General features: G+C 70.5%; 19 protein-coding genes and 2 pseudogenes. 8 read left to right on the forward strand and 13 right to left on the reverse strand.

All coding sequences use genetic code 11. The features are described 5' to 3' along the window. The gene (locus ACFVKT_RS07275) at positions 1 to 675 is read left to right on the forward strand and encodes a transcriptional regulator (protein ID WP_385729893.1); all 675 of its coding nucleotides are present in this window, start codon (positions 1 to 3) and stop codon (positions 673 to 675) included. Between the two features lie 40 nt (positions 676 to 715). Here ACFVKT_RS07275 and ACFVKT_RS07280 read toward each other — a convergent pair whose 3' ends face one another. From ACFVKT_RS07280 to ACFVKT_RS07300, 5 genes are all read right to left on the reverse strand, one after another. Then, the gene (locus tag ACFVKT_RS07280) at positions 716 to 955 is read right to left on the reverse strand and encodes a DUF6213 family protein (protein ID WP_266468554.1); all 240 of its coding nucleotides are present in this window, start codon (positions 953 to 955) and stop codon (positions 716 to 718) included. 25 nt (positions 956 to 980) lie between these two features. Further along, positions 981 to 2,366: an NADP-dependent succinic semialdehyde dehydrogenase gene (locus ACFVKT_RS07285; RefSeq protein WP_385728527.1), complete on the reverse strand. Its 1,386-nt coding sequence runs from the start codon at positions 2,364 to 2,366 to the stop codon at positions 981 to 983. Positions 2,367 to 2,464: 98 nt separating this feature from the next. Then, positions 2,465 to 2,932: an NUDIX domain-containing protein gene (locus ACFVKT_RS07290; RefSeq protein ID WP_385728529.1), complete on the reverse strand. Its 468-nt coding sequence runs from the start codon at positions 2,930 to 2,932 to the stop codon at positions 2,465 to 2,467. Next, positions 2,929 to 4,467, reverse strand: a complete 1,539-nt coding sequence (locus ACFVKT_RS07295) for an ATP-dependent DNA ligase (protein ID WP_385728531.1) — start codon at positions 4,465 to 4,467, stop codon at positions 2,929 to 2,931. The genes ACFVKT_RS07290 and ACFVKT_RS07295 overlap by 4 nt, the downstream gene beginning before the upstream one ends. A 75-nt stretch (positions 4,468 to 4,542) precedes the next feature. After that, positions 4,543 to 5,478: an NAD(P)/FAD-dependent oxidoreductase gene (locus tag ACFVKT_RS07300; protein ID WP_385728533.1), complete on the reverse strand. Its 936-nt coding sequence runs from the start codon at positions 5,476 to 5,478 to the stop codon at positions 4,543 to 4,545. A gap of 77 nt (positions 5,479 to 5,555) precedes the next feature. On the opposite strand from ACFVKT_RS07300, the gene ACFVKT_RS07305 reads away from it, so the two are divergent. The 6 genes from ACFVKT_RS07305 (at position 5,556) to ACFVKT_RS07330 (ending at position 10,953) form a co-directional block, all read left to right on the forward strand. Continuing rightward, positions 5,556 to 6,170, forward strand: a complete 615-nt coding sequence (locus ACFVKT_RS07305) for a helix-turn-helix domain-containing protein (RefSeq protein ID WP_385728536.1) — start codon at positions 5,556 to 5,558, stop codon at positions 6,168 to 6,170. 85 nt (positions 6,171 to 6,255) lie between these two features. After that, positions 6,256 to 7,233 (forward strand): NADPH:quinone oxidoreductase family protein, encoded by a 978-nt coding sequence (locus ACFVKT_RS07310; RefSeq protein WP_385728538.1) that lies wholly within the window; start codon positions 6,256 to 6,258, stop codon positions 7,231 to 7,233. Beyond that, positions 7,230 to 8,411, forward strand: a complete 1,182-nt coding sequence (locus ACFVKT_RS07315; RefSeq protein ID WP_385728540.1) for an acyl-CoA dehydrogenase family protein — start codon at positions 7,230 to 7,232, stop codon at positions 8,409 to 8,411. Before ACFVKT_RS07310 ends, ACFVKT_RS07315 begins: the two co-directional genes overlap by 4 nt. Further along, complete coding sequence (locus ACFVKT_RS07320; RefSeq protein WP_385728542.1) at positions 8,408 to 9,553, forward strand: acyl-CoA dehydrogenase family protein; 1,146 nt, start codon at positions 8,408 to 8,410, stop codon at positions 9,551 to 9,553. Before ACFVKT_RS07315 ends, ACFVKT_RS07320 begins: the two co-directional genes overlap by 4 nt. Positions 9,554 to 9,747: 194 nt before the next feature. Next, on the forward strand, positions 9,748 to 10,602 hold the full coding sequence (locus ACFVKT_RS07325; RefSeq protein ID WP_385728544.1) for a phosphatidylinositol-specific phospholipase C/glycerophosphodiester phosphodiesterase family protein: 855 nt from the start codon (positions 9,748 to 9,750) through the stop codon (positions 10,600 to 10,602). A 156-nt stretch (positions 10,603 to 10,758) separates the two neighbouring features. Next, the gene (locus ACFVKT_RS07330; RefSeq protein WP_365440206.1) at positions 10,759 to 10,953 is read left to right on the forward strand and encodes a hypothetical protein; all 195 of its coding nucleotides are present in this window, start codon (positions 10,759 to 10,761) and stop codon (positions 10,951 to 10,953) included. A 32-nt stretch (positions 10,954 to 10,985) separates the two neighbouring features. Here ACFVKT_RS07330 and ACFVKT_RS07335 read toward each other — a convergent pair whose 3' ends face one another. The 6 genes and pseudogenes from ACFVKT_RS07335 to ACFVKT_RS07360 all read right to left on the reverse strand — a co-directional run. Further along, a complete protein-coding gene (locus tag ACFVKT_RS07335; protein WP_385728546.1) occupies positions 10,986 to 12,215 on the reverse strand; it encodes a phosphodiester glycosidase family protein in 1,230 nt (409 codons plus the stop codon). 76 nt (positions 12,216 to 12,291) lie between these two features. Continuing rightward, entirely contained in the window at positions 12,292 to 12,648 is a 357-nt protein-coding gene (locus tag ACFVKT_RS07340; RefSeq protein ID WP_385728548.1) for a DUF779 domain-containing protein, read from the reverse strand. Between the two features lie 10 nt (positions 12,649 to 12,658). Beyond that, positions 12,659 to 14,182, reverse strand: a complete 1,524-nt coding sequence (locus ACFVKT_RS07345; protein ID WP_385728550.1) for an aldehyde dehydrogenase family protein — start codon at positions 14,180 to 14,182, stop codon at positions 12,659 to 12,661. Between the two features lie 56 nt (positions 14,183 to 14,238). Beyond that, positions 14,239 to 15,669: a GAF domain-containing protein gene (locus tag ACFVKT_RS07350; protein ID WP_385728552.1), complete on the reverse strand. Its 1,431-nt coding sequence runs from the start codon at positions 15,667 to 15,669 to the stop codon at positions 14,239 to 14,241. A 119-nt stretch (positions 15,670 to 15,788) separates the two neighbouring features. Next, a complete protein-coding gene (locus tag ACFVKT_RS07355) occupies positions 15,789 to 16,388 on the reverse strand; it encodes an N-acetylmuramoyl-L-alanine amidase (RefSeq protein WP_385728554.1) in 600 nt (199 codons plus the stop codon). Between the two features lie 407 nt (positions 16,389 to 16,795). Beyond that, a pseudogene (locus ACFVKT_RS07360) lies at positions 16,796 to 17,233 on the reverse strand (acetamidase/formamidase family protein); the annotation flags it as partial. A 260-nt stretch (positions 17,234 to 17,493) separates the two neighbouring features. Between ACFVKT_RS07360 and ACFVKT_RS07365 the strand changes: the two are divergent. After that, positions 17,494 to 18,723, forward strand: a complete 1,230-nt coding sequence (locus ACFVKT_RS07365; RefSeq protein ID WP_385728556.1) for an RNA-guided endonuclease InsQ/TnpB family protein — start codon at positions 17,494 to 17,496, stop codon at positions 18,721 to 18,723. A 32-nt stretch (positions 18,724 to 18,755) separates the two neighbouring features. Here the strand turns inward: ACFVKT_RS07365 and ACFVKT_RS07370 are convergent. Together ACFVKT_RS07370 and ACFVKT_RS07375 are read right to left on the reverse strand one after the other, a co-directional pair. Beyond that, positions 18,756 to 19,340, reverse strand: a pseudogene (locus tag ACFVKT_RS07370) (acetamidase/formamidase family protein); the annotation flags it as partial. A 401-nt stretch (positions 19,341 to 19,741) separates the two neighbouring features. Beyond that, complete coding sequence (locus tag ACFVKT_RS07375) at positions 19,742 to 20,956, reverse strand: ROK family protein (protein ID WP_385728558.1); 1,215 nt, start codon at positions 20,954 to 20,956, stop codon at positions 19,742 to 19,744. Positions 20,957 to 21,103 lie beyond the last annotated feature (147 nt).

A 21,103-nucleotide genomic window follows, 5' to 3' on the forward strand; every position in this document is an offset into this window, starting at 1 on the left:
ATGAGAAGGACGGCCACTGACCTGCGGGAGAGTGCCACCGGGAAGCTCGCACCTGCCCCTCACGCCAACCGCCTGCTGCCTCTGATCGCCCGCGGCGCGGCCCAGCGCTCCACACTCGCCGCCCTGGCCCTCGAACAGCGCCATGTGATCGCCGCGGACCGCCGCGCGTTCCTGCATCTGGCGGTACGGCCCGACGCCGGGCCGGAGAGCGCCGCGTTCTTCGACGCGCTCGCGGATGGCGAGGCACTGGCTCAGGACAGGCTGGGCGCCTACGCCGCCGCGTGCGGGGCCGACGAGGCGTACGCCGCCGGGTACGAACCGCTCGCGGACTGCCAGGCCTATCCCGCCTGCGTCGCCTGGCTGGCACTCAACGGCTCACCGGCGGACGTGGTGCTCGCGCTGAACGCCAACTTCGCGGCGTGGGGCGGCTATTGCGCGACGATCGCGGAGGCCCTGCGCGGCCGGTACGGCTTCGACGACGAGGCCTGCGGCTTCTTCGACTTCTTCGCCGGGCCCGCGCCGGAGCTCGAGAGCCTGGCGCTGTCCGCCGTCCAGGCCGGGCTGGACGAGGGGCGGGTCGACGAGGAGGAGGCGCTCCGGTACGGGCGCCTGCTGCAGGGCTGCGAGGAGAAGTTCTGGCACGCCCTGTGGGAGCTCGACGGGCGACCGGGCTGACACGGCGTCGGCTGACGCCCTGTCGATGGATGCGGGGCGGTCAGTCGGACGTCGTCCCGCTGCTGTGCGCGATGCAGGCCACGTCGATACGGTCGGCGAGCTTGGCGAGTTCGATCGTGAGCGCCGCCACCGTGTCCTCGTCGAGCCCGTCCTGGCCGGCCTCCACCAGATGCAGCCATCGGCCGCCCACCGTGCGCAGCAGTTTGCTGACGTCGGCGGCCGCCACCTGCAACGTGCCGCGGTCGTCGACGATCAGAGGCAGGGTCACTTCGCGGTTCACAGAGGGGATCGTAACCGCGGAACGCTCACGCTCCGTGCCATACGGTGGTGATGTTGCAGAACTCGCGGATTCCGTGCCCCGACAGTTCACGCCCATAGCCGGACCGCTTCACCCCGCCGAACGGGAACGCGGGATGGGACGCCGTCATCCCGTTGACGAACACGCCGCCCGCCTCCAGATCGCGGACGAACCGGTCCACCTCGGCCTCGTCGCGCGTCCACACATTGGAACTCAGTCCGAAGGGCGTGTCGTTGGCGAGGGCCACCGCCTCGTCCAGGTCGGCCACCCGGTAGAGCGTTGCCACGGGCCCGAAGGTCTCCTCCTGGTGGATGCGCATCTCGGGCGTGATGTCGGTGAGGATCGTCGGCGCGTAGTACCAGCCGGGTCCCTCGGGGCGTTCCGCGCCACACAGGACCGTCGCGCCGGCCTCGACCGCGTCGTCGACGAGTTCCTCCAGGTCGCTGCGGCCCTGCTCGGTGGAGACCGGCCCGACGTCGGTGTCCTCATCCAGCGGGTCGCCGACCTTCAGGGCTTGCATACCCGCCGTGAAGCGTTCGGCGAAGGCGTCGAACACGTCCGTGTGCACGATGAACCGCTTGGCGGCGATGCACGACTGCCCGTTGTTCTGCACACGCGCGGTCACCGCGGTCTTCGCGGCCCGCTCGATGTCCGCCGACGGCATGACGACGAACGGATCGCTGCCGCCCAGCTCCAGCACCGTCTTCTTGACCTCGTCCCCGGCGACGGAGGCCACCGCACGCCCTGCCGGTTCACTCCCGGTGAGCGTGGCCGCCTTGACGCGCGGGTCGCGCAGGATGTCCTCGACGGCGCCGGAGCCGACGAGCAGTGTCTGGAAACAGCCCTCGGGGAAGCCCGCGCGGCGGAAGAGGTCCTCCAGATAGAGGGCGGTCTGCGGGACGTTCGAGGCGTGCTTCAGCAGGCCCACGTTGCCCGCCATCAGCGCGGGCGCGGCGAACCGGATGACCTGCCAGAGCGGGAAGTTCCACGGCATGACGGCCAGGACCGGGCCCAGCGGGCGGTAGCGCACGATCACCCGGGAGGCGCCGGAGTCCTTGGCGTCGGACTCGGCGGGCTCCTCGTCGGCGAGGAGTTCCTCGGCGTGGTCGGCGTACCAGTGCATCGCCTTCGCGCACTTCGCGGCCTCCGCGCGGGCCTGCCTGACCGGCTTGCCCATCTCGGTGGTCATCACCCGGCCGATGTCCTGCTGGTCCTCGTCGAGGAGGTCGGCGGCCTTGTGGAGCAGGCGCGCCCGCTCGGCGAAGGACGTGGTGCGATGCACACGGAACGCGGCTTCGGCCGTCGCGAGCCTGCGCTCGATCTCCTCGTCGCCGAGGGCTTCGTACGTCTTGAGCGTCTCGCCGTTCGCCGGGTTCACCGTCGCGATGGGCATGGCCGACCTCCTGAAGCTGGCTGTTCTTCGACCCTCCCGCGCGGCGGGGTGCGGCGCAACGTGGAGGGCTCACCGGCGGCCGGTGCGGACACCGGCTCTCACCCCGTGTGCTCCGCCAGCCGGTCCAGAAACTCCGCCTGCGCCTTCACGATCAGCGCCCTGGCCCGGTCCAGGTCCAGCCACTCCACCCGGTCCAGCTCGGGGAACTCCTGCCGGCGGCCCGACTTCGGCGGCCACTCCATCTCGAAGGTGCCGGGGACCATGGTCGCCGGGTCGAGATCGGCCTCCACCGCCCAGGCGGTGACGACCTTGCCGCCGGTTTGCCGGACCTCGCCGAGCGGCACGGCCTCGCCGTCCGGCGGCGGCAGCCCCAGCTCCTCCTGGAACTCGCGGCGCGCGGCCTCCCAGGCGGTCTCGTCGGGCTCGTACTCGCCCTTGGGCACGGTCCAGGCGCCGGCGTTCCGTCGCGCGAAGAAGGGGCCGCCCATATGGCCGAGCAACACCTCAAGGCCGTGGTCCGTGTGCCGGAACAACAGCAGTCCGGCGCTTCGCCTGCCTGTACTCACCGGGTCACCTCAGGGTGCGCGGCGAGCAGCGTCCCGACCGTGTCGGCCTCGGCCGGGGTCTTGTCCTCGCGGTAGCGCACGACGCGGGCGAAGCGGAGGGTGACGCCGGCCGGGTAGCGGGTGGACTTCTGCAGGCCGTCGTAGGCGATCTCGACGACGAGTTCGGGTCGTACGGTCACGACGTGGCCGGTGTCCTCGACGGCCAGTTCCCTCAGGCGCTCGGTCTGCCAGGTCAGCATCGCGTCGGTCATGCCTTTGAAGGTCTTGCCCAGCATGGCGAAGGACCCGTCCTCGTTCCGCGCGCCCAGATGCAGGTTGGACAGCTTCCCGGTGCGCCGCCCGTGGCCCCACTCGGCCGCGAGAACCACCAGGTCAAGGGTGTGTACGGGTTTGACCTTGAGCCAGGATGCACCGCGGCGGCCCGCGCTGTAGGGGGCGTCGAGGGCCTTGCAGACGACGCCCTCGTGGCCACGGGCGAGGGTGTCCGCGAGGAACTTCTCCGCCGCCGCGAGATCTTCGGGACCTGCCACGAGCGTGCGCCGCACCCGCATCGGCTCGGGCACCAGCCGCGCCAGCTCCGCGTGCCGCTCGGTGAACGGCAGGTCCAGCAGATCGTGCCCGCCGACGGACAGTGCGTCGAAGAAGACGGGGGAGACGGGCACCGCGGCAGCGGCCGTGGCCACGTCCACGCGCGAGCCCACCCGCCCGGCGATCTCCTGGAAGGAACGCGGCACCCCGTCCTCGTCCAGGGCGATGACCTCGCCGTCCAGGATGAACCTGGTCTCCTTCAACTCGCTTGCTGCGGTGGTGAGTTCGGGCAGGCGGTGGGTGATGTCGTCGAGGGTGCGGGTGTAGATCCGTACGTCGTCGCCGTCGCGGTGGACCTGCACGCGGATGCCGTCGAGCTTCTCCTCGACCGCGCAGGAGCCGAGCTTGTCGACGGCCTCGGACACCGAAGCGGCGGTGTGCGCCAGCATCGGCAGCACCGGGCGGCCGACGGTGAGCCGGAAGCCGTCCAGCGCCGCCGGCCCGTCGGAGAGCAGCGCCTGCGCCACCGTCTGCAGCGATCCGGCGAGCATCACCGCCCGTCGTACGTCCGCGGCGGGTGCGCCGGTCGCCTGGGCGAGCCCCTCGACCGCCACCGCGTCCAGCGCGCCCTGCCGCACCTCGCCGGTGAGCAGCCCGAACAGGAAGCGCTGCTCGTCCTCGGTGGCCGCCGCCATCAACTCGCCCACCAGGCGGCCGCGTTCGGCCTGGGATCCGGCGCCGGAGACGCCGCCGAGCTCGGTGAGCCGGGCGTCCACCTCGCGGACGGTCAGGGTCGGTTCCGCCGCGGGGGCGACGGGCGTACTGAGGACTTTCCAGCCGATGCCGAGCCGTCCCTGTGGCAGGCGGCCCGCCAGATACGGGATCACGATCGGCACGTCGTCCGCCTCGGCGTCCCGGAAGAGCTCGGCGAGCAGAGCGGTCTTCCGGGACCGCGCCGAGGTGGCGGCGACCTCCTGGGACACATGGGCGAGCCGGCTCAGCAGCATGCAGCCATGGTGCTACGGGGCGGACCGATCCACACCCGCACGGTTGCTCCGCACTGGCGGGGCTGCTTTTCGCCTTTACGCCCGCCCGGTCGCGTCGAGGTCCGTGAAGAGGAGGTCTCCGTTGATCGTGGCGCCGGCGCGGTAGCCGGCGCCGGCCGCGTTGATGACCTGCTCGGCGAACCCCATCGCGTTGCCCGCCGCCCATACGCCGGGGACGGTGGTCTGCCCGGTCTCGTCGACCACGGGATACGCGCCGAACGGGGTTTCCCGCAGCTCGGCGCCGAGCCGCTCCAGCAGACGGGTGCGCGGGACCGCACGGGGCGCGACGAACACCACCTCGCGGTCGTGGACCGTGCCGTCCGTGAGCCTCACCCCGGTGAGCCGGTCGTCGTCGATGACGAGCCCCGCGACCTCGCCGGGCATCACGGAGACCCCGGCCGCGGCGAGCCGACGTAGGTCGTCGTCGGTCAGTTCGGCCTCGGCGACCGTGTGCAGGAACAGGGTCACGTCCTTCGACCACTGGCTGACCATCAGGGCCTGGTGCACGCTCATCGGGGTGGTGGCCACCACCCCGAAGGCCTGGTCGCGGACCTCCCAGCCGTGGCAGTACGGACAGTGCAGGACGTCCCGCCCGAACCGCTCGGCGACCCCCGGCACCGATGGCAGCTCGTCGGCCAGGCCGGTGGCGACGACCAGCCGTCGTGCGTGCACGGTCCGCCCGTCCGCCAGGGTCACGTCGAACTCCCCGGCTCCGTCCCGGACCACGTCCACCGCACGGCCTCGGACCAGCTCCACGCCGTACCGCTCGATCTCCCGCCGGCCCTCGGCGAGGAACTCCCCGGGCGGCGTGCCGTCCCGCGTCAGATAGCCCTGCATGTGCGCGGCGGGTGCGTTGCGCGGCTCGCCCGCGTCGACGACCAGGGTGGAGCGCCGGGCGCGCCCCAGGACGAGCGCGGCCGACAGTCCTGCCGCGCCGCCGCCGATGACGATCGCTTCGTACCTCTCGGTCATGGTGACCACCTCCATGGAGAAGGTCCCTCGAAGCTGGCAGGATTGACAAATGGCTTTGCCGATTCTGCAATAAGAGGATGAGTGACACGAGCGTGAGTGAGACGGGCGTGACCGAGGACTTGCGGACGGATGAGGTGCTGGCCGAGGTCGGGCCCCGGCTGCGGCGGATCCGGAAGGAGCGGGGTGCGACGCTCGCGGGACTGTCCGCGGCGACCGGCATCTCGGTGAGCACGCTCTCGCGGCTGGAGTCCGGGCTGCGCAAGCCCAGCCTGGAGCTGCTGCTGCCCATCGCCCGCGCCCACCAGGTGGCGCTCGACGAGCTGGTCGGGGCGCCACCGGTGGACGATCCGAGGGTCCGCGCCAAGCCGATCGTGCAGCACGGTCGCACGCACTGGCCCCTCACCCGGCAGCCCGGCGGGCTCCAGGCGTTCAAGGTGCTCGAACCCGTTCGCAGGATGGAGCCCGACCCGCGGACCCATGAGGGCTACGAGTGGCTGTACGTGCTCTCCGGGCGGCTGCGGCTGGTGCTCGGCGAGCACGACGTCGTACTCGGACCGGGGGAGGCCGCGGAGTTCGACACCCGCGTACCGCACTGGTTCGGGTCGACGGGGGAGGGGCCCGTGGAGTTCCTGAGCCTGTTCGGGCCGCAGGGGGAGCGGATGCACGTCAGGGCGCGGCCCAGCCGGTCGTGACGCACGCGACTGTTCCCTGATCGGCAAGCGACCGCTTAGTATGCGATGGACCCCGGTCAGACGAAGAAGTCCGTGGAGGCTCCACATGCAGGCATGGCAAGTGCACCAGAACGGCGAGCCGGGTGAGGTGATGCGCCTCGAAGACGTGGAGCGGCCGGTGCCCGCCGAGGGCCAGGTCCTGCTCAAGGTGCGCGCGGCGAACATCAACTTCCCGGACGCGCTGATGTGCCGCGGTCACTACCAGGTCAGGCCGCCGCTGCCGTTCACGCCCGGTGTGGAGATCTGCGGCGAGACCGAGGACGGCCGCCGCGTACTCGCCAACCCCGCACTGCCGTACGGCGGCTTCGCCGAGTACGTCGTCGCGGATGGAACCGCCCTGCTGCCCGCGCCCGAGGCCCTCGACGACGCCGAGGCGGCGGCTCTGCACATCGGCTACCAGACGGGCTGGTTCGGTCTGCACCGGCGTGCCGGCCTTGAAGCGGGCGAGACCCTCCTCGTGCACGCGGCTGCCGGAGGCGTCGGCAGCGCCGCCGTGCAGCTCGGCAAGGCCGCCGGCGCCACGGTCATCGGCGTCGTCGGCGGGGCCGATAAGGCCGCCGTCGCCCGCGAGCTGGGCTGCGACGTCGTCATCGACCGGCGAGCCGAGGACGTCATCGGCGCCGTGAAGGCGGCCACCGGTGGCCGGGGCGCCGACGTGATCTACGACCCCGTGGGCGGCGAGGCCTACACCCAGTCCACCAAGGTCGTCGCCTTCGAGGGCCGGATCGTCGTCGTGGGCTTCGCGAGCGGAAGCATTCCGAGCCCGGCGCTGAACCACGCCCTGGTGAAGAACTACTCGATCCTCGGCCTGCACTGGGGCCTCTACAACACCAAGAACCCGAAGCTGGTCCAGCACTGCCACGAGAGGCTCACCGAGCTGGCCGCGCAGGGTGCGATCAAGCCGCTGGTGAGCGAGCGCGTGCCGCTCGGCGGTGCCGCGGCGGCCGTGCAGCGGGTCGCCGACGGTGTCACCACGGGCCGCGTCGTCGTGGTCCCCGCGCCCGGGAACGGAGCAGTCGCATGACCGACGCCGCCGAACTGCGCCGCCGGACACAGGAGTTGCTGGCCGCTCATCCGCCGCTCTCGACGGACCGACTGGACTTCCTCAAAGCCCGCTTCGACGCCGGACTCGCCTGGGTGCACTACCCCGAGGGGCTCGGCGGACTCGGCGCTCCGCGCACGCTCCAGACCGTCGTGGACGCCGAGTTGGAGGCAGCGGGCGCACCCGACAACGACCCGCGGCGGATCGGTATCGGCCTCGGCATGGCCGCCCCGACGATCCTCGGGTACGGCACGGAGGAGCAGAAGCGGCGTTTCCTGCGCCCGCTCTGGGTCGGTGAGGAGGTCTGGTGTCAGCTGTTCAGCGAGCCGGGCGCCGGTTCGGACCTCGCCGCGCTCGGCACCCGGGCCGTCCGTGAGGGCGACAGCTGGGTGGTCAACGGGCAGAAGGTGTGGACGTCCAGTGCCCACCTGGCCCGCTGGGCGATCCTCATCGCGCGCACCGACCCGGACCAGCCCAAGCACCGCGGCATCACGTACTTCATCTGCGACATGACCGACCCGGGCGTCGAGGTACGGCCGCTGCGCCAGATCACCGGCGAGGCGGAGTTCAACGAGGTCTTCCTCACCGACGTACGCATCCCGGACGAACACCGCCTCGGCGAGGTCGGCGACGGCTGGCGCGTCGCGCAGACCACGCTCATGAACGAACGCGTCTCCATCGGCGGCATGCGGATCCCGCGAGAGGGAGGCATGATCGGGCCGGTCTCCAAGACCTGGCGTGAACGCCCCGAACTGCGCACCCACGACCTCCACCAGAGGCTCCTGAAGCTGTGGGTCGAGGCCGAGGTCGCCCGCCTCACCGGCGAGCGGGTGCGCCAGCAGCTCGTCGCGGGCCAGCCCGGTCCGGAGGGCTCCGGGTTGAAGCTCGCCTTCGCCCACCTCAACCAGGAGATCAGCGGCCTGGAGGTCGAACTCCTCGGTGAGGAAGGGCTGTTGTACGACGACTGGACCATGCGCCGGCCCGAGCTGGTCGACTTCACCGGCCGCGACGCCGGCTACCGCTACCTCCGTTCCAAGGGCAACAGCATCGAGGGCGGGACCAGCGAGGTCCTGCTGAACATCGTCGCCGAACGCGTGCTGGGCCTGCCCTCCGAGCCGCGCACCGACAAGGACGTCGCATGGAAGGACCTGGCGCGATGAGCGACTCGTTGCACTCGGACTTGGGGGGCGCGGACTCGGTGTACGCGGACTCGGTGTACGCGGACTTGTTGTACTCGGAGGAGGAAGAGGCGCTGCGCGCCGCTGTTCGCGGCCTCCTCGCCGACCACTGTGACGCGGCGAGTGTCATCGCGCGCACGGAGTCCGGCGCGCCGCACGACCGCGACCTGTGGAAGGCGCTCTCCGACGGGATGGGCCTCGCCGGTCTCCTGGTGCCCGAATCGCAGGGCGGCCAGGGTGCCACGCACCGCGAAGCCGCCGTGGTCATGGAGGAGTTGGGGCGGGCGGTCGCCCCCGTTCCGTATCTGACGAGTGCCGTCGTCGCCACGGAGGCGCTGCTCGCCTGCCAGGGCGAGGAGGCCGCGGAGCTGCTGGGCGCGCTGGGGTCCGGACGGACGGTGGGTGCGCTCGCCGTCGCCCTGTCTGTGCCGCCTGGCGGCGCCTACAAGGTCGTACGGCATGAAGACGGCTCCCTCCACGGGGAGTTGACCGGCATCGCCGACGCGGCCATTGCCGACGTGCTGTTCGTGCCCGCGGACGACGGCGGTCTGTACGCGGTCGACGCTTCCGCCCTGACCATCACCGCGCAGGTGTCCTTGGACCTGACCAGGCCGGTGGCGAAGGTGACCCTCGACGGCGTGCCCGGTCGTCTGCTCGGAGATGCCGAGCCCGCCGTGCAACGCGCCCTGCGCGCCGGTGCCGGACTGCTCGTGTCCGAGCAACTCGGTCTGGCCGACTGGTGCTTGACCGAAACGGTCCGCTACCTGAAGGAACGCAAACAGTTCAACCGGCCCGTCGGTGGTTTCCAGGCACTCAAGCACCGGCTCGCGCAGCTGTGGCTGGAAGTCGTCAACACCCACGCCGCCGCCCGGAACGCGGCCGACGCGCTCGCCACCGGCAGCGAGGACTCGGACCTGGCGGTCGCCGTCGCCCAGGCCTACGCGGCGCCGGTCGCCGTCCACGCCGCCGAGGAGGCCCTCCAACTGCACGGAGGCATCGGCATGACCTGGGAGCACCCCGTCCACCTCCACCTCAAGCGTGCCAAGGCGGACTCGATCGCGTACGGCACGGCGGGGGCGCACCGCGAGGCGCTGGCGGGGCTGGTCGACCTTCAGGCGCCCTGACCCGAGCTTTCATTGCCGGCAGGCCCGCTCCCACTTCGGGGGCGGGCCATTGTGCTGGCGTGTGTCTGAACGTACGGCCGACGAGGTGAACGTACCGAGGCGGTCCAGCCAACTCCCCGCACGGGCCTGCTCCTTGGGTGCCGATGGATCGCATACTCGCTGGGGTCCTTTACGGCACTTCCAGGGAGGCAGACATGGCCCTCACCACCCGACGCAGAGCCCTCACCACCCTCGGCGCCGCCCTCGCGGGCTCCGTCGCCCTGCCCGCCACCTCCGCACTGGCGGGCGAGCGGAAGCCCCGCCCGCGGCCGCTGTGGCGCGCCCACGCGCACAACGACTACGAGCACCCGCGTCCTCTCTTCGGCGCCCTCGACCACCGTTTCGGCAGCGTCGAGGCCGACATCTACCTCGTCGGCGACCAGCTCCTCGTCGCCCACGACCCCGTCGACCTCGACCCGGCGCGCACCATCGAGTCCCTCTACCTCGATCCCCTCGCCGCCCGTGTGAGGGCCAACCACGGCTCGGTGTACCGGGGTTACCGCAAGCCCCTGCAACTCCTCATCGACATCAAGACGGAGGGCTCCTCGACGTACCTCGAACTCGACCGCCACCTGCGCCGCTACAAGAACCTGTTCACGACCTACGCGCACGGCCGTGTGCACCCCGGCGCGGTCACGGCCGTGATCTCTGGCGACCGGGCCGCCCGTACGCCCATGGAGGCCCAGAGTGTGCGGCGCGCCTTCTACGACGGCCGGCTCGCCGACCTCGGCAGCGCGGCGCCCGCCTCCTTCGTGCCGCTGATCAGCGACAATTGGACGCTCAACTTCAGCTGGCTGGGTAACGGTCCTTTCCCGGCCGCCGAGCGCGAGAAGCTGCGGGGCATCATCGCCACGGCGCACGCGCGCAAGCAGAAGGTGCGGTTCTGGGCGACGCCCGATCTGGCGGTCCCGGCGCGGGACGCCCTGTGGAGCGAACTCCTCGCAGCTGACGTCGACTACATCAACACCGACGACCTCGCGGGCCTCGAAGCGTTCCTCGACGCCCGCTAGCCCGCGGCGGCACACACCCCCGCACGTGCGAGCGATCGTACGACCGGTCGTGGAGACCACACGTTCGGGGGACATGTCAGCCGCCCGGACGAACCCTCCGCTACGCGACACTTGCGGCCGAAAGCCGCGGCGTCGACGTGGCGGAGGAGGTTGACGATGGCCATTTCCATCTCTGTGGTGGTACTGCTCCTGATCCTCGCGGTGGTCTTCGTGCGCAACGGCGCACTGAAGCTCTCGCATGCCGTGGTCTGTGTGCTGCTCGGTTTCTATCTGGCGAGCACGAGCATGGCGCCGACCATCCATGACGGGCTCACGGCGACGGCGGACATCGTCAGCAGCCTCAAGCCGTGAGATCCGTCGAGGTCCTCTGTCGCCCGTCGGCGTCAGGGGCTTGAGAACACGCCGATGGCGTTCGGTACCGGGCGTTCGGCGCCTCCGCTGGGGTGGTTGACGACGCTGACGGTGTTCGACCCCGGCTGCTCGGCGACCATCGTGGTGGAGCCGCCTCCGTCGAGGCTGAAGGCGTCGACGGAGCCCAACTTCAGCATCGTCTCCGCGACTTCGGCGATGGTGAGCCCACTTTGGTACTCGGGCGCCCCGTCGAGGGCAAGGAGATACAGGCGCCGCCCGCCGTCCGCGATGCCCACGGCGGTCCGTACGGCCGCGGTCGTGTTGTTGAGACCGGGCAGCGGCACGCCGTCGTCGAGCACCGGATAGCCACCGAGCGCGAAGCTGTACGGGATCCTGGAGGTGTCCGCCACCAGACGGTGGGTCACCCGGACCGGCAAGCGGGCAGTCAGCTTCCTCAACTGCTGGGCGCCCGCCTCGCGGCCCACCAGGACGGTCGTGCCGGCGGCGATGGGTCCGCTGCCGGGTGTGTTGGCCGTCGACACGACCCGCCCCTTGCGGACCGTCACCTCATAGGTGTCCGCACTGCAGGGCGCGGCCCGGTTGGTGTCCGTGCCGCAGGTGGCACGCACCCGGGAGACGCTTCCCCAGTCCGAGGTGAACGCGCCGATCGAACCCACCGGCAGCGCGTACTGGTTGAGCCCGCCGAGCGGCCACTTCCCCTCGTAGCTGCGTACGTAGCCGTCGAGGGCCAGGCCGTCCAGCCGGGCCTTGCGGTCGACGCCCACGCCGAGCACGTCCTCGGTGGTCGTTCCCGGCGGCAGAGCCGGTCCGAAGCGCTGGCCGTTCGGGACCGCCGCTTTGAGGGCGCGCCCGCTCGCGACCATCGGGCCCACGCTCGCGCCCGTCGCCGCGACCCCGGGATGCTGGGTCTCCGTGATGTTGAAGAAGTCGCCGTTGATGCCCCCGACGGCACCTCGGGCGGCGGCGAGCTGGGAGACGGGCGCCCGGAACGCGACCGCTCCGGGATACATGAGGTCGACCCGCACATGTGGGTCGCGCATATCGACGGTCAGCACATGTGCGTGCGCCACACCCTTTGCGGCCGGGATGTCCATCTCCGTGTACTGGACGCCGGCCGCGATCCGCGTGCCGCTCGGCGCGCCACTGGCCGGTGCCGCCCCCACAAGGGCAGTACCGGCCAGCGCACTCGATGCCGCGAGAACCGTCAGTGCTGTTCTGAAACGTCCGTTGCGACGTGTCACCGTGCCCCCTGATGTCTCATCAACTGTCGGAGAACTCAAGGGGAGTTCATCAGAAGGCGGGTGTCCGGGGCAGTGGCTACCCGCCGACCGGACGGGAACGGGTCAGAAAACGCACTCCTTCGGGTGCTTCCAGCGAGAAGCCGCTGCCTCGGCCCGACACCACGTCGACGATCAGCCGCGTATGGTTCCACAGCTCGTACTGGCTCTTCGCCATCCAGAACGTCACCGGCTCCTCGACGCCCTCGACCTCCAACTCGGCGAGCAGGACGTCCGAGCCGCCGGTACGGAACTCGCCCTCCGGATAGCACATGGGCGCGCTGCCGTCGCAGCAGCCGCCGGACTGGTGGAACATCAGCGGTCCGTGGATGTCCCGCAGCCGCCGCACCAGTTCGGCGGCCGCGGGGGTCAGCTCCACGCGCGGGGCGGGATCCATCGCAGCGGCTCTAGAAGAAGCCGAGCTTCTGCGGGGAGTAGCTGACCAGCAGGTTCTTCGTCTGCTGATAGTGGTCCAGCATCATCTTGTGGTTCTCGCGGCCGATGCCGGACTGCTTGTAGCCGCCGAACGCCGCGTGCGCGGGGTAGGCGTGGTAGCAGTTCGTCCAGACGCGGCCCGCCTGGATCGCGCGGCCCGCGCGGTAGGCGGTGTTGATGTCCCGCGTCCACACGCCGGCGCCGAGCCCGTACAGCGTGTCGTTGGCGATCTTGATGGCGTCGTCGAAGTCGTCGAAGGACGTGACCGAGACGACCGGACCGAAGATCTCCTCCTGGAAGATCCGCATCCGGTTGTCGCCCTCGAAGATGGTCGGCTGGACGTAGTAACCGCCCTTCAGCTCCCCGTCGTAATCGACGCGTTCGCCGCCGGTGAGAACCTTGGCGCCCTCCTGCCGGCCGATGTCGAGATAGGAGAGGATCTTCTCCAACTGGTCGTTGGAGGCTTGCGCACCGATCATCGTGTCGGTGTCGAGCGGGTGCCCCGGCTTGATGAGTTCGGTGCGGGCGACCGCCGCCTCCAGGAACTCCCGGTAGTTTCCGCGCTGGATCAGAGCCCGGGACGGACAGGTGCACACCTCGCCCTGGTTGAGCGCGAACATCGTGAAGCCTTCGAGGGCCTTGTCGCGGAAGTCGTCGTTCTTGGCCCAGACGTCGTCGAAGAAGATGTTCGGCGACTTGCCGCCCAGCTCCAGCGTGACGGGTTTGATGTTCTCCGAGGCGTACTGCATGATCAGCCGGCCTGTCGTGGTCTCGCCGGTGAACGCGACCTTCGCCACCCGCGGACTGGACGCCAGCGGCTTGCCCGCCTCCACACCGAAACCGTTGACGATGTTCACCACGCCCGGCGGCAGCAGATCCGCGATCAGGCTCATCCAGTAGTGGATTGAAGCCGGGGTCTGCTCGGCGGGCTTGATGACGACCGCGTTGCCCGCGGCGAGGGCCGGGGCGAGCTTCCAGACCGCCATCAGGATCGGGAAGTTCCACGGGATGATCTGCGCGACGACGCCGAGCGGCTCGTGGAAGTGGTACGCGACGGTGTCGTCGTCCAATTCGCCCGCAGAACCCTCCTGGGCGCGGATCGCTCCCGCGAAATAGCGGAAGTGATCGATGGCGAGCGGGATGTCGGCGGCCAGGGTCTCGCGCACCGGCTTGCCGTTCTCCCAGCTCTCGGCGACCGCCAGCTTCTCCAGGTTCACCTCCATCCGGTCGGCGATCTTCAGCAGGATGTCACTGCGCGCGCTGGTCGAGGTGCGCCCCCACACGGGCGCCGCCGCGTGCGCAGCGTCGAGGGCGCGCTCCACGTCCTCGGCGGTGCCCCGCGCGATCTCGGTGAACGGCTGCCCGTTAACCGGACTCGGGTTCTCGAAGTACTGTCCACGCGCCGGCGGAATGTACTCCCCGCCGATGAAGTGGTCGTAACGCGCCTGGTAGGAGACGATCGCGCCATCTGTGCCGGGCGCCGTGTAACGAGTCATGCTGGTCTGCCTCCCGGAGAAGCGCTGCCCGCCGTTGGGCAGCTCTCGCCGCGAGGCTAGGAGCGCCGACGTTGCAAGTACGTTGCGGAGGTTCCCGGGTCCTGCTGAGGTGCCGGCCGCGTCCGTGGCGGGTGCGCCGAGAGCGAGGGAACCGCCGAGTGAGCCGGGGCGGCCGAGTTCGTCCGGGCGGCCGAGCGCGACGGGGTGGTCGGGTACGGCGGGGTGGTCGAGCACGAGTGGGGTGCCGACAGCTCGGACTCCAGCGCGCTCAGGCGCGCTCGTACGGCCGCTGTCGGACGCACGGCGCCCAGCGCCCGCCATACGTCGAGATCTTCCTCGCCCCACGGAGCATGGGCCCAGTCCGCCAACAGGTCCGGATCCCGGCGGGCGATGAGCGCCATGCGCAGCCCGTCGGCGAGCCTGCGCCGCAACCGCACCACCGCCGGGGCCCCCGAACCGGGCAGCAACGGGCCCGTGTACGCCGACGCGGCAGCCGTCACCGCACCGGCGGCGAGCCGCCGCTCGACGACCGCCACATCGGACTCGACCGGCGTCGTGAGCCGGTAGGGGCGCGAGTCCAGCAGCCCCGGGCCGAGCAGCCGACGCAGCCGGGTGAGCTCGGCGCGCAGCGTCACCGGCGACACCGACTCGTCCTCGTACAGCGCACACAGCAACTCGTCACCCGTCAGCCCTTCCGGGTGCCGTGCCAGCAGCACCAGGATCTCGCTGTGCCTGCGGCTGAGCCCGACCTTCCGGCCGCCCACCACCAGTTGAGCCTCGTCGTGGCCCAGCGCGGACAGCTCGATGCTGTCAGCGGCCGGCCGTGGCGGTGTGAGCAACGCCAACTGGGACTCCGCGGCCCTCGCCACCGCCTGCACGAAACCGAGACTGTGCGGATGCGCGAGCCGGTTCCCGCCCGTGATGTCGACGGCACCGAGCATCCTCCCGGTGCGCGGATCGTGCACCGGCGCCGCCGCGCACGTCCACGGCTGGACCCGGCGGAAGAAGTGCTCGGCCGCGAACACCTGAACCGGCCGGTCCACCGCGACCGCCGTGCCCGGCGCGTTCGTGCCGACCGAGGTCTCCGACCAGCGCGCACCCGGCACGAAGTTCATCCGCCCCGCCTGTCGCCGCGTCACGGGATGGCCTTCGACCCACAACAGCCTGCCCTGGGCGTCGCACACCGCCAGGAGATGCTCCCCGTCCGCCGCGAACGTCCCCATGAGCTCCCGGAACAGCGGCATGACCCGGGCCAGCGGATGCTCCGCCCGATACGCGCCGAGATCACCGTCCGTGAGCTCCACGCTCGCGGTGCCGTCCGGTACGACACCGGCCCGAGCCGAACGCCGCCACGACTCGGCCACCACCGAACGGACCGGCCGCGGCACCGTGCCCGCCTCGGTGAACGCCTTGTGGGCACGGCGCATGACGCGCACTCGCTCGGCGGGATCGGCACCCGGTTCCAGAGCCACCCATGGATCGGTCAACTCGGCCTCCCGGAAAGCGATGCGGCTGGCCCCATCGTCACGCCCGGTGCGGGTCCGGACAAGCTCTGTGACCATTCCTCCGGCCGGGCGGCCGGCCGCCCGGCTGCCGGGCCGGTGGCTCAGGCGAAGTTGACGAGCCTTATGAAGCGCGTCCAATCCCAGTTCGGCCCCGGATCAGTGTGGTCGGTGCCCGGCACCTCGTAGTGGCCGATGATGTGCGCGCGGTCCTTGGGGATGCCGTATCTGGTGCAGATCGCCGCGGTGAGCTTGGCCGACTCCTCGTACAGGGCGTTGGTGAAGTAGGCGGGCTTGTCCACCCAGCCCTCGTGCTCGATGCCGATGCTGCGCGTGTTGTAGTCCCAGTTCCCCGCCTGCCAGGCGATGTCGCGCTCCCTCACGCACTGCGCCACATGCCCGTCTGCCGATCGCACCAGGTAGTGGGCGGACACCTTCTTCTGCGGGTTCTGGAAAATGGACAGGGTGTCGGAGTAGTTCTCCTGGGTGACATGAATGATCACGTAGTCGAGCGGATAGCTCGTCGGCCGGTTGGACGCCGTGTAGTTGGACGTGCTCGCCGGAACCCATTCGGTGGGCGGGTAGTCGGCGGCCGCGGCCTGTGCCGTGGCCCGTGCGTCGGGAAGTAACGCGTAGGGGATCGCGGCGAGAGCGGCGCCCTTCAGGATGCGTCGCCGGCTGGGGGACGATCTGGCCCGTTCCATGGGGCATCTGCCTTTCGGTGGTGGCGGGGCGACTGCCCCGCGGGAGAGCCTTCGGCTCGGCGGCCCCGCACCGGGGAGCCGTGGCCCGATCGCGGGTGAGCCATGGCCTTGGTGCGGGGGAGCGGTGACCTGGTGGTGGTGAGCCGTGGCCTGGGGGGGAGCCGTGGCCCGATCGCGGGTGAGCCATGGCCTTGGTGCGGGAGAGCCGTGGCCCAGTACTGGTGCGCCATATCCTCGGTGTCGGAGAGCCGTGGCCAGTGCCGGTGAACCATGACTTCAGTGTTGGAGAGCCGTGGCTTGAGCGCCGTACTGCCGTAGCGTCAGTTCCGGATCGCTATCGCCTCGACGTCGGATCGCTTTCGCCTCAGTGCTGGAATGTCGTCGCCGCTGTACTGGAGACGGTCGGCTCACAGCCCGAGTGCCGCGGCCGTCCCGCGCAGCTGCGCGTGCAGCCCGCGATGAGTCTCGCGTGCCGGCAGCCATTCCTTGCGGAGCTTGGCGACGCACGTGTAGTTGGTGTCGCAGACGTTGGCGAGCGGCGACTCGACCGCCTGGGTCGCGAACTGGTAGGCGTCCAGCTCGCTGAATCCGTAGTCGCGCACCAGCCATCGCATCAGGTCGAGCTGGGATATCCGGAACGCGTCCTCCAACGGGCGTGCGGAGCCGGTCGAGATGATGTGCGTGTCGGATTCGATGCGCGGCCAGGGGGTGCTGATCCCCTTGAGCAGCTCGACGATCACTACCGTGTCCATCGCGCACTCGACGGCGACACCACAGGACTCGCCCTCGCCCTGCCGTGCGTGTCCGTCTCCGAGGCTCAACAGGGCGCCCTTGACGTTCACCTGGTCTCTTGCGAAGAGGCCCCGGCGTTCACGCCGGGGAGGAATCGCATCCCGTGACAGCGACGCGGAGCGTCGCGGCATCCTGCTTCCCGGGCGCGGAGCGCCGCTGCGGCTTGCTCGGCGGAGCCGAGTGTGGTGAACGCGTGTTCCCGTGTTCGCCGATAGGGGTGATCGCGACGGGCGAGGGGCGCGGGTGTACGGGTCTCGCACGTATGGTCGTCCGGCAGGGCTCGGGTGGCCGGAACGTGGACGGGGGTGAGGGCGTGGCGGAAGTAACAGGGGCCGACGGAGCGGGGCATGCCCGGTACACCTTCCGGCTTCGCGTGCCGTCCACCGCCCACACGCTGCTGATGGCGGAGTGGGACCGGTGCCGGTGGGTGTGGAACGAGTGCGTGGCCAAGTCGAAACAGGTCCATGCCTGGAACAAGAACCGTCCCGAGGGAACCGACAAGCGCACCTGCGGCCCGGCGCAGCTCGACAAGATGCTGACCGAAGCCCGTGCACGCACGCCGTGGCTGCGTGAGGGCTCCTGTGTTCCGCAGCAGCAGCTCATCCGGGATTTCGGCAAGTCCAGGGCCAAGGCGCACAAGGACATCCGCGAACGGGTTCCGCAGCACCGCCGGGCGGGGACGCCGAAGTGGAAGAAGAAGCGCGAGACGCTGCCCACGCTGAACTACACCCGGCGTGGCTTCCGTCTCAAGGACGGCAAGCTGCACCTGGCGGGCGGCATCGCCTTGACGGTGGTGTGGTCGCGAGACCTTCCGGCCGGCCCATCATCGGTGCGCCTGTACCAGGACAGCCTTGGGCACTGGTACGCCGGCTTCGTCGTCCCCGCCGAGGTGCAGCCGCTCCCCGGGACCGGCCGCGTGATTGGCATCGACTGGGGTGTGACGGAGACCGCGACCACCACCAGCGATGCTCATGACCTCCCACACGCCCAGCACGGGCGGAAGGCCAAAGAGAAGCTGACCCGGTACGACCGGATGATGGCCCGCCGCACACCGAGGAAGGGAAAGACCGGGTCGAAGGGGTACCGCACAGCGAAGAAACTCCGGGCCAGGGCGCACCAGAAGGTAGCCCGGCAGCGCCAGGACACGGCCCGCAAGTGGGCCAAGTCCGTCGTCCGCGACCATGACGCCCTGGCCGTCGAGGACTTCAGACCGAAGTTCCTTGCCAAGACCACCATGGCCAAGAAGGCCGCTGACGCCGCCATCGGCGCCACCAAGCAGGCCCTGGTCGAGATGGGCCGCAAGCACGCACGCCGCGTGCACCTGGTACACCCCGCGCACACCACGATGGACTGCGCGCAGTGCGGAGCGAGAGCCAAGCACGCACTGCCGCTGGGAGAGCGCACCTACACCTGTACCGCCTGCGGAACCGTGAGCCCACGGGACAAGAACTCCGCACGCGTGATGCTCATCCGGGCTGGTCTCAACCCGGCTGGTGCTGATGGCGCAAGACCTGACGGAACGCTGTTCCGTCAGGCTGCCTGAGCCAGGAATCCCCCTCGTTCACGAGGGGGAGGATTCAATCCGAGGAAGCAGGTGACGCCGGCCCGCATCTCCGGCGTGTCCATGTTCCCGCCGTGCGCGTCGGGCACCAGAGCGGAGCGCACCTCCAGGTTCGCGGGCGCCACTCCTACGGTCCCGTGCATCGGATCCATCGGCAGCTCGATCTGGATGTCACTCTCACGTGCCCGGAACAGTGCGGTGCGTCGCTCCCGGTCGAGCTGCCAGATCCACACCGTCTCCGGCAGCGGTGGTTGCAGCGTGACGGTCGTGTGTGTGGAAGTGAGCGCGCCGAACAGGGGGACCGTCGTCGACGCCGCCCAGTCCCGGGCCGGTTCGATCGACACGAAGTGCACGGCGACCGTGTCTCCCGGTTCCGCTCCCTCCACATGGAACGGTCCGGTCTGCGGGTTGAGGAAGGGGAACTCGCAGACCTCGGACACCAGGTCCTTCTCGGACCGCACGCGCCCGGCGAAGCAGTCCTCGGTGTACAGGGAGAGGACGGTGCCGGGCGCGATCCGTGCGACCGGCGGCGCGCCGCCGAACGTCCACGCGAACTCACCGGGTTCGGGCCGTACGGTCAGGATTCGGGGGTCGCTCATGGCTGCACAGCTCCGCTCTTGCGGGGTCGGTGGACAGGGACACCCCGCCATCGGTCCGACGGCGGTGCCTCGCGTGAATCACGTTACGGCGCCTGCCGGTTGAGCAGGGATGACGGCCGTGAATCAGTGGACAGGGGCCGGACTGTGGACAACTCGGCCACCCGAAAGGGGGAACAGGCCTCCGACGACCGGCGACCGGCGACCGACGACCGGCGAGCGGCGAGCGGCGACCCGCGTCCTGACGTACGACCACGGCTCTCTGCGTACGCCCGCAGGTCTCTACATCCGAGCACGGGTCCTGTATACGCCCGCGGGTCTCATCCGACCACGGGCCCTACGTAGGACCGCGGGTCTCTACAGCCGACCACCGCTCTCTGAGCCCGGCCTGTGTTGGCCAACCGCTAGGACGGCCTCGTCACGGCCACCGACGCCGGATCGTCGAGTACCGCGCGTACCACCGAGTGCGCCGCGCCCAGCAGTGGCCCCTCCGGCCCCAGCCGCGATACGGACACGGCACAGGCGGGCCCCGCCGTGCGGCGCGCCAACTCGCTTTCCAACGCGGGCAGGAGCCATGGTGCGAGGCCGGACAGCGCTCCGCCCAGGACGACCGTCTCCGGGTCCAGCAGATTGACCGCCCCGGTGAGGGCGATGCCGAGCGCGGTTCCCGCTCCGCGCAGCGCACGCCGTACATCCGCGTCGCCCTGAGCCGCACGCTCGGCGAGCAGGCCGACGCGGTCCCCGCCCGGTTCCAGGCCGGCGGCACGCAGGACGGCCTCCTCACCGGCGTACTGCTCAAGACAGCCGCGGCCACCGCACGGGCACTCGGGCCCCTCGGGCCGGACCGGCACATGCCCCAACTCGCCCGCGAAACCGCGCGTTCCGCGCAGGAGCCGTCCGTCCACGAGCACGGCCGCGCCGATGCCGATCTCCGCCGACACATGCAGAAAGTCGCGGGGAGTCGAGTCGCCGAGCCAGAGTTCCGCGAGGCCTCCGAAGTTGGCCTCGTTGTCCACGGTCAGCGGCAGCTCGCCGGGGAGTAGTGCGCCGAGGTCAGTGTCGTGCCAGTCGAGGTTGGGGGCGCGGACCACGGTGCGTGCGTCCCGCGCCACGAGACCGGGCACGGCGACTGCCAGGCCGACGGGCCACAATCGCTCCAGCTCTGCCTCGGCGATGACCTGACGGACCATCGAGGTGAGTTCCGCGATCACGGGCTCCGGCGCCCGGCCGCGATTCGTCCCGTGCCGTACCGCCCGCGCACGGACCTCGCCGCGCAGATCGACCGCGCACACCGCGAGATGGTCGACGCCCACTTCCGCGCCGATCCCCGCCGGACCGTGACCGCTGACGGCGAGTGCCGAGCCGGGCCGCCCCACCCGTCCCGGCCGCTCGGGTCCCAGTTCTTCTAGGAGCCCCGAGCGGATCAACTCGTCCACGAGCGTCGAGATGGCCGCCCGGGTCAGACCGATGCGTGAGGCGACGGCCGCACGCGAGAGCGGCCCCTCGGCGTTGACCGTGTGCATGACCCGGGAGAGGTTGCGGCGGCGCATGCCCTGCTGAGTGTCGGGCAGGGGCCGGCCGGAACCGTTCGGATGGGCCTCGTGCAACGGTGCGGTCATACCTCTCTCAGTTCTTGTGTGGCCTGTCTGTTCTGGTGGTCGGCGCTCAGTCCTTGTGTGGCCTGTCTGTACTGGTGGTGCGCTCTCAGTTCTTGCGCGGCCCGTCCGATCAGGCGGTCCGCTCTCCGTCCTTGTGCGGCCCGTCAG

The organism is Streptomyces sp. NPDC127595, assembly GCF_042671685.1.
Lineage (GTDB): Bacteria > Actinomycetota > Actinomycetes > Streptomycetales > Streptomycetaceae > Streptomyces.

What these genes read in the sequence shown, in the direction of transcription:
- ACFVKT_RS07295 (WP_385728531.1), bottom strand. Translation starts at nt 4,467, where the DNA reads ATGCTGCTGAGCCGGCTCGCCCATGTGTCCCAGGAGGTCGCCGCCACC.
- ACFVKT_RS07355 (WP_385728554.1), bottom strand. Translation starts at nt 16,388, where the DNA reads ATGGAACGGGCCAGATCGTCCCCCAGCCGGCGACGCATCCTGAAGGGC.
- ACFVKT_RS07320 (WP_385728542.1), top strand. Translation starts at nt 8,408, where the DNA reads ATGAGCGACTCGTTGCACTCGGACTTGGGGGGCGCGGACTCGGTGTAC.
- ACFVKT_RS07315 (WP_385728540.1), top strand. Translation starts at nt 7,230, where the DNA reads ATGACCGACGCCGCCGAACTGCGCCGCCGGACACAGGAGTTGCTGGCC.
- ACFVKT_RS07285 (WP_385728527.1), bottom strand. Translation starts at nt 2,366, where the DNA reads ATGCCCATCGCGACGGTGAACCCGGCGAACGGCGAGACGCTCAAGACG.
- ACFVKT_RS07300 (WP_385728533.1), bottom strand. Translation starts at nt 5,478, where the DNA reads ATGACCGAGAGGTACGAAGCGATCGTCATCGGCGGCGGCGCGGCAGGA.
- ACFVKT_RS07305 (WP_385728536.1), top strand. Translation starts at nt 5,556, where the DNA reads ATGAGTGACACGAGCGTGAGTGAGACGGGCGTGACCGAGGACTTGCGG.
- ACFVKT_RS07375 (WP_385728558.1), bottom strand. Translation starts at nt 20,956, where the DNA reads ATGACCGCACCGTTGCACGAGGCCCATCCGAACGGTTCCGGCCGGCCC.
- ACFVKT_RS07330 (WP_365440206.1), top strand. Translation starts at nt 10,759, where the DNA reads ATGGCCATTTCCATCTCTGTGGTGGTACTGCTCCTGATCCTCGCGGTG.
- ACFVKT_RS07275 (WP_385729893.1), top strand. Translation starts at nt 1, where the DNA reads ATGAGAAGGACGGCCACTGACCTGCGGGAGAGTGCCACCGGGAAGCTC.
- ACFVKT_RS07325 (WP_385728544.1), top strand. Translation starts at nt 9,748, where the DNA reads ATGGCCCTCACCACCCGACGCAGAGCCCTCACCACCCTCGGCGCCGCC.
- ACFVKT_RS07310 (WP_385728538.1), top strand. Translation starts at nt 6,256, where the DNA reads ATGCAGGCATGGCAAGTGCACCAGAACGGCGAGCCGGGTGAGGTGATG.
- ACFVKT_RS07345 (WP_385728550.1), bottom strand. Translation starts at nt 14,182, where the DNA reads ATGACTCGTTACACGGCGCCCGGCACAGATGGCGCGATCGTCTCCTAC.
- ACFVKT_RS07340 (WP_385728548.1), bottom strand. Translation starts at nt 12,648, where the DNA reads ATGGATCCCGCCCCGCGCGTGGAGCTGACCCCCGCGGCCGCCGAACTG.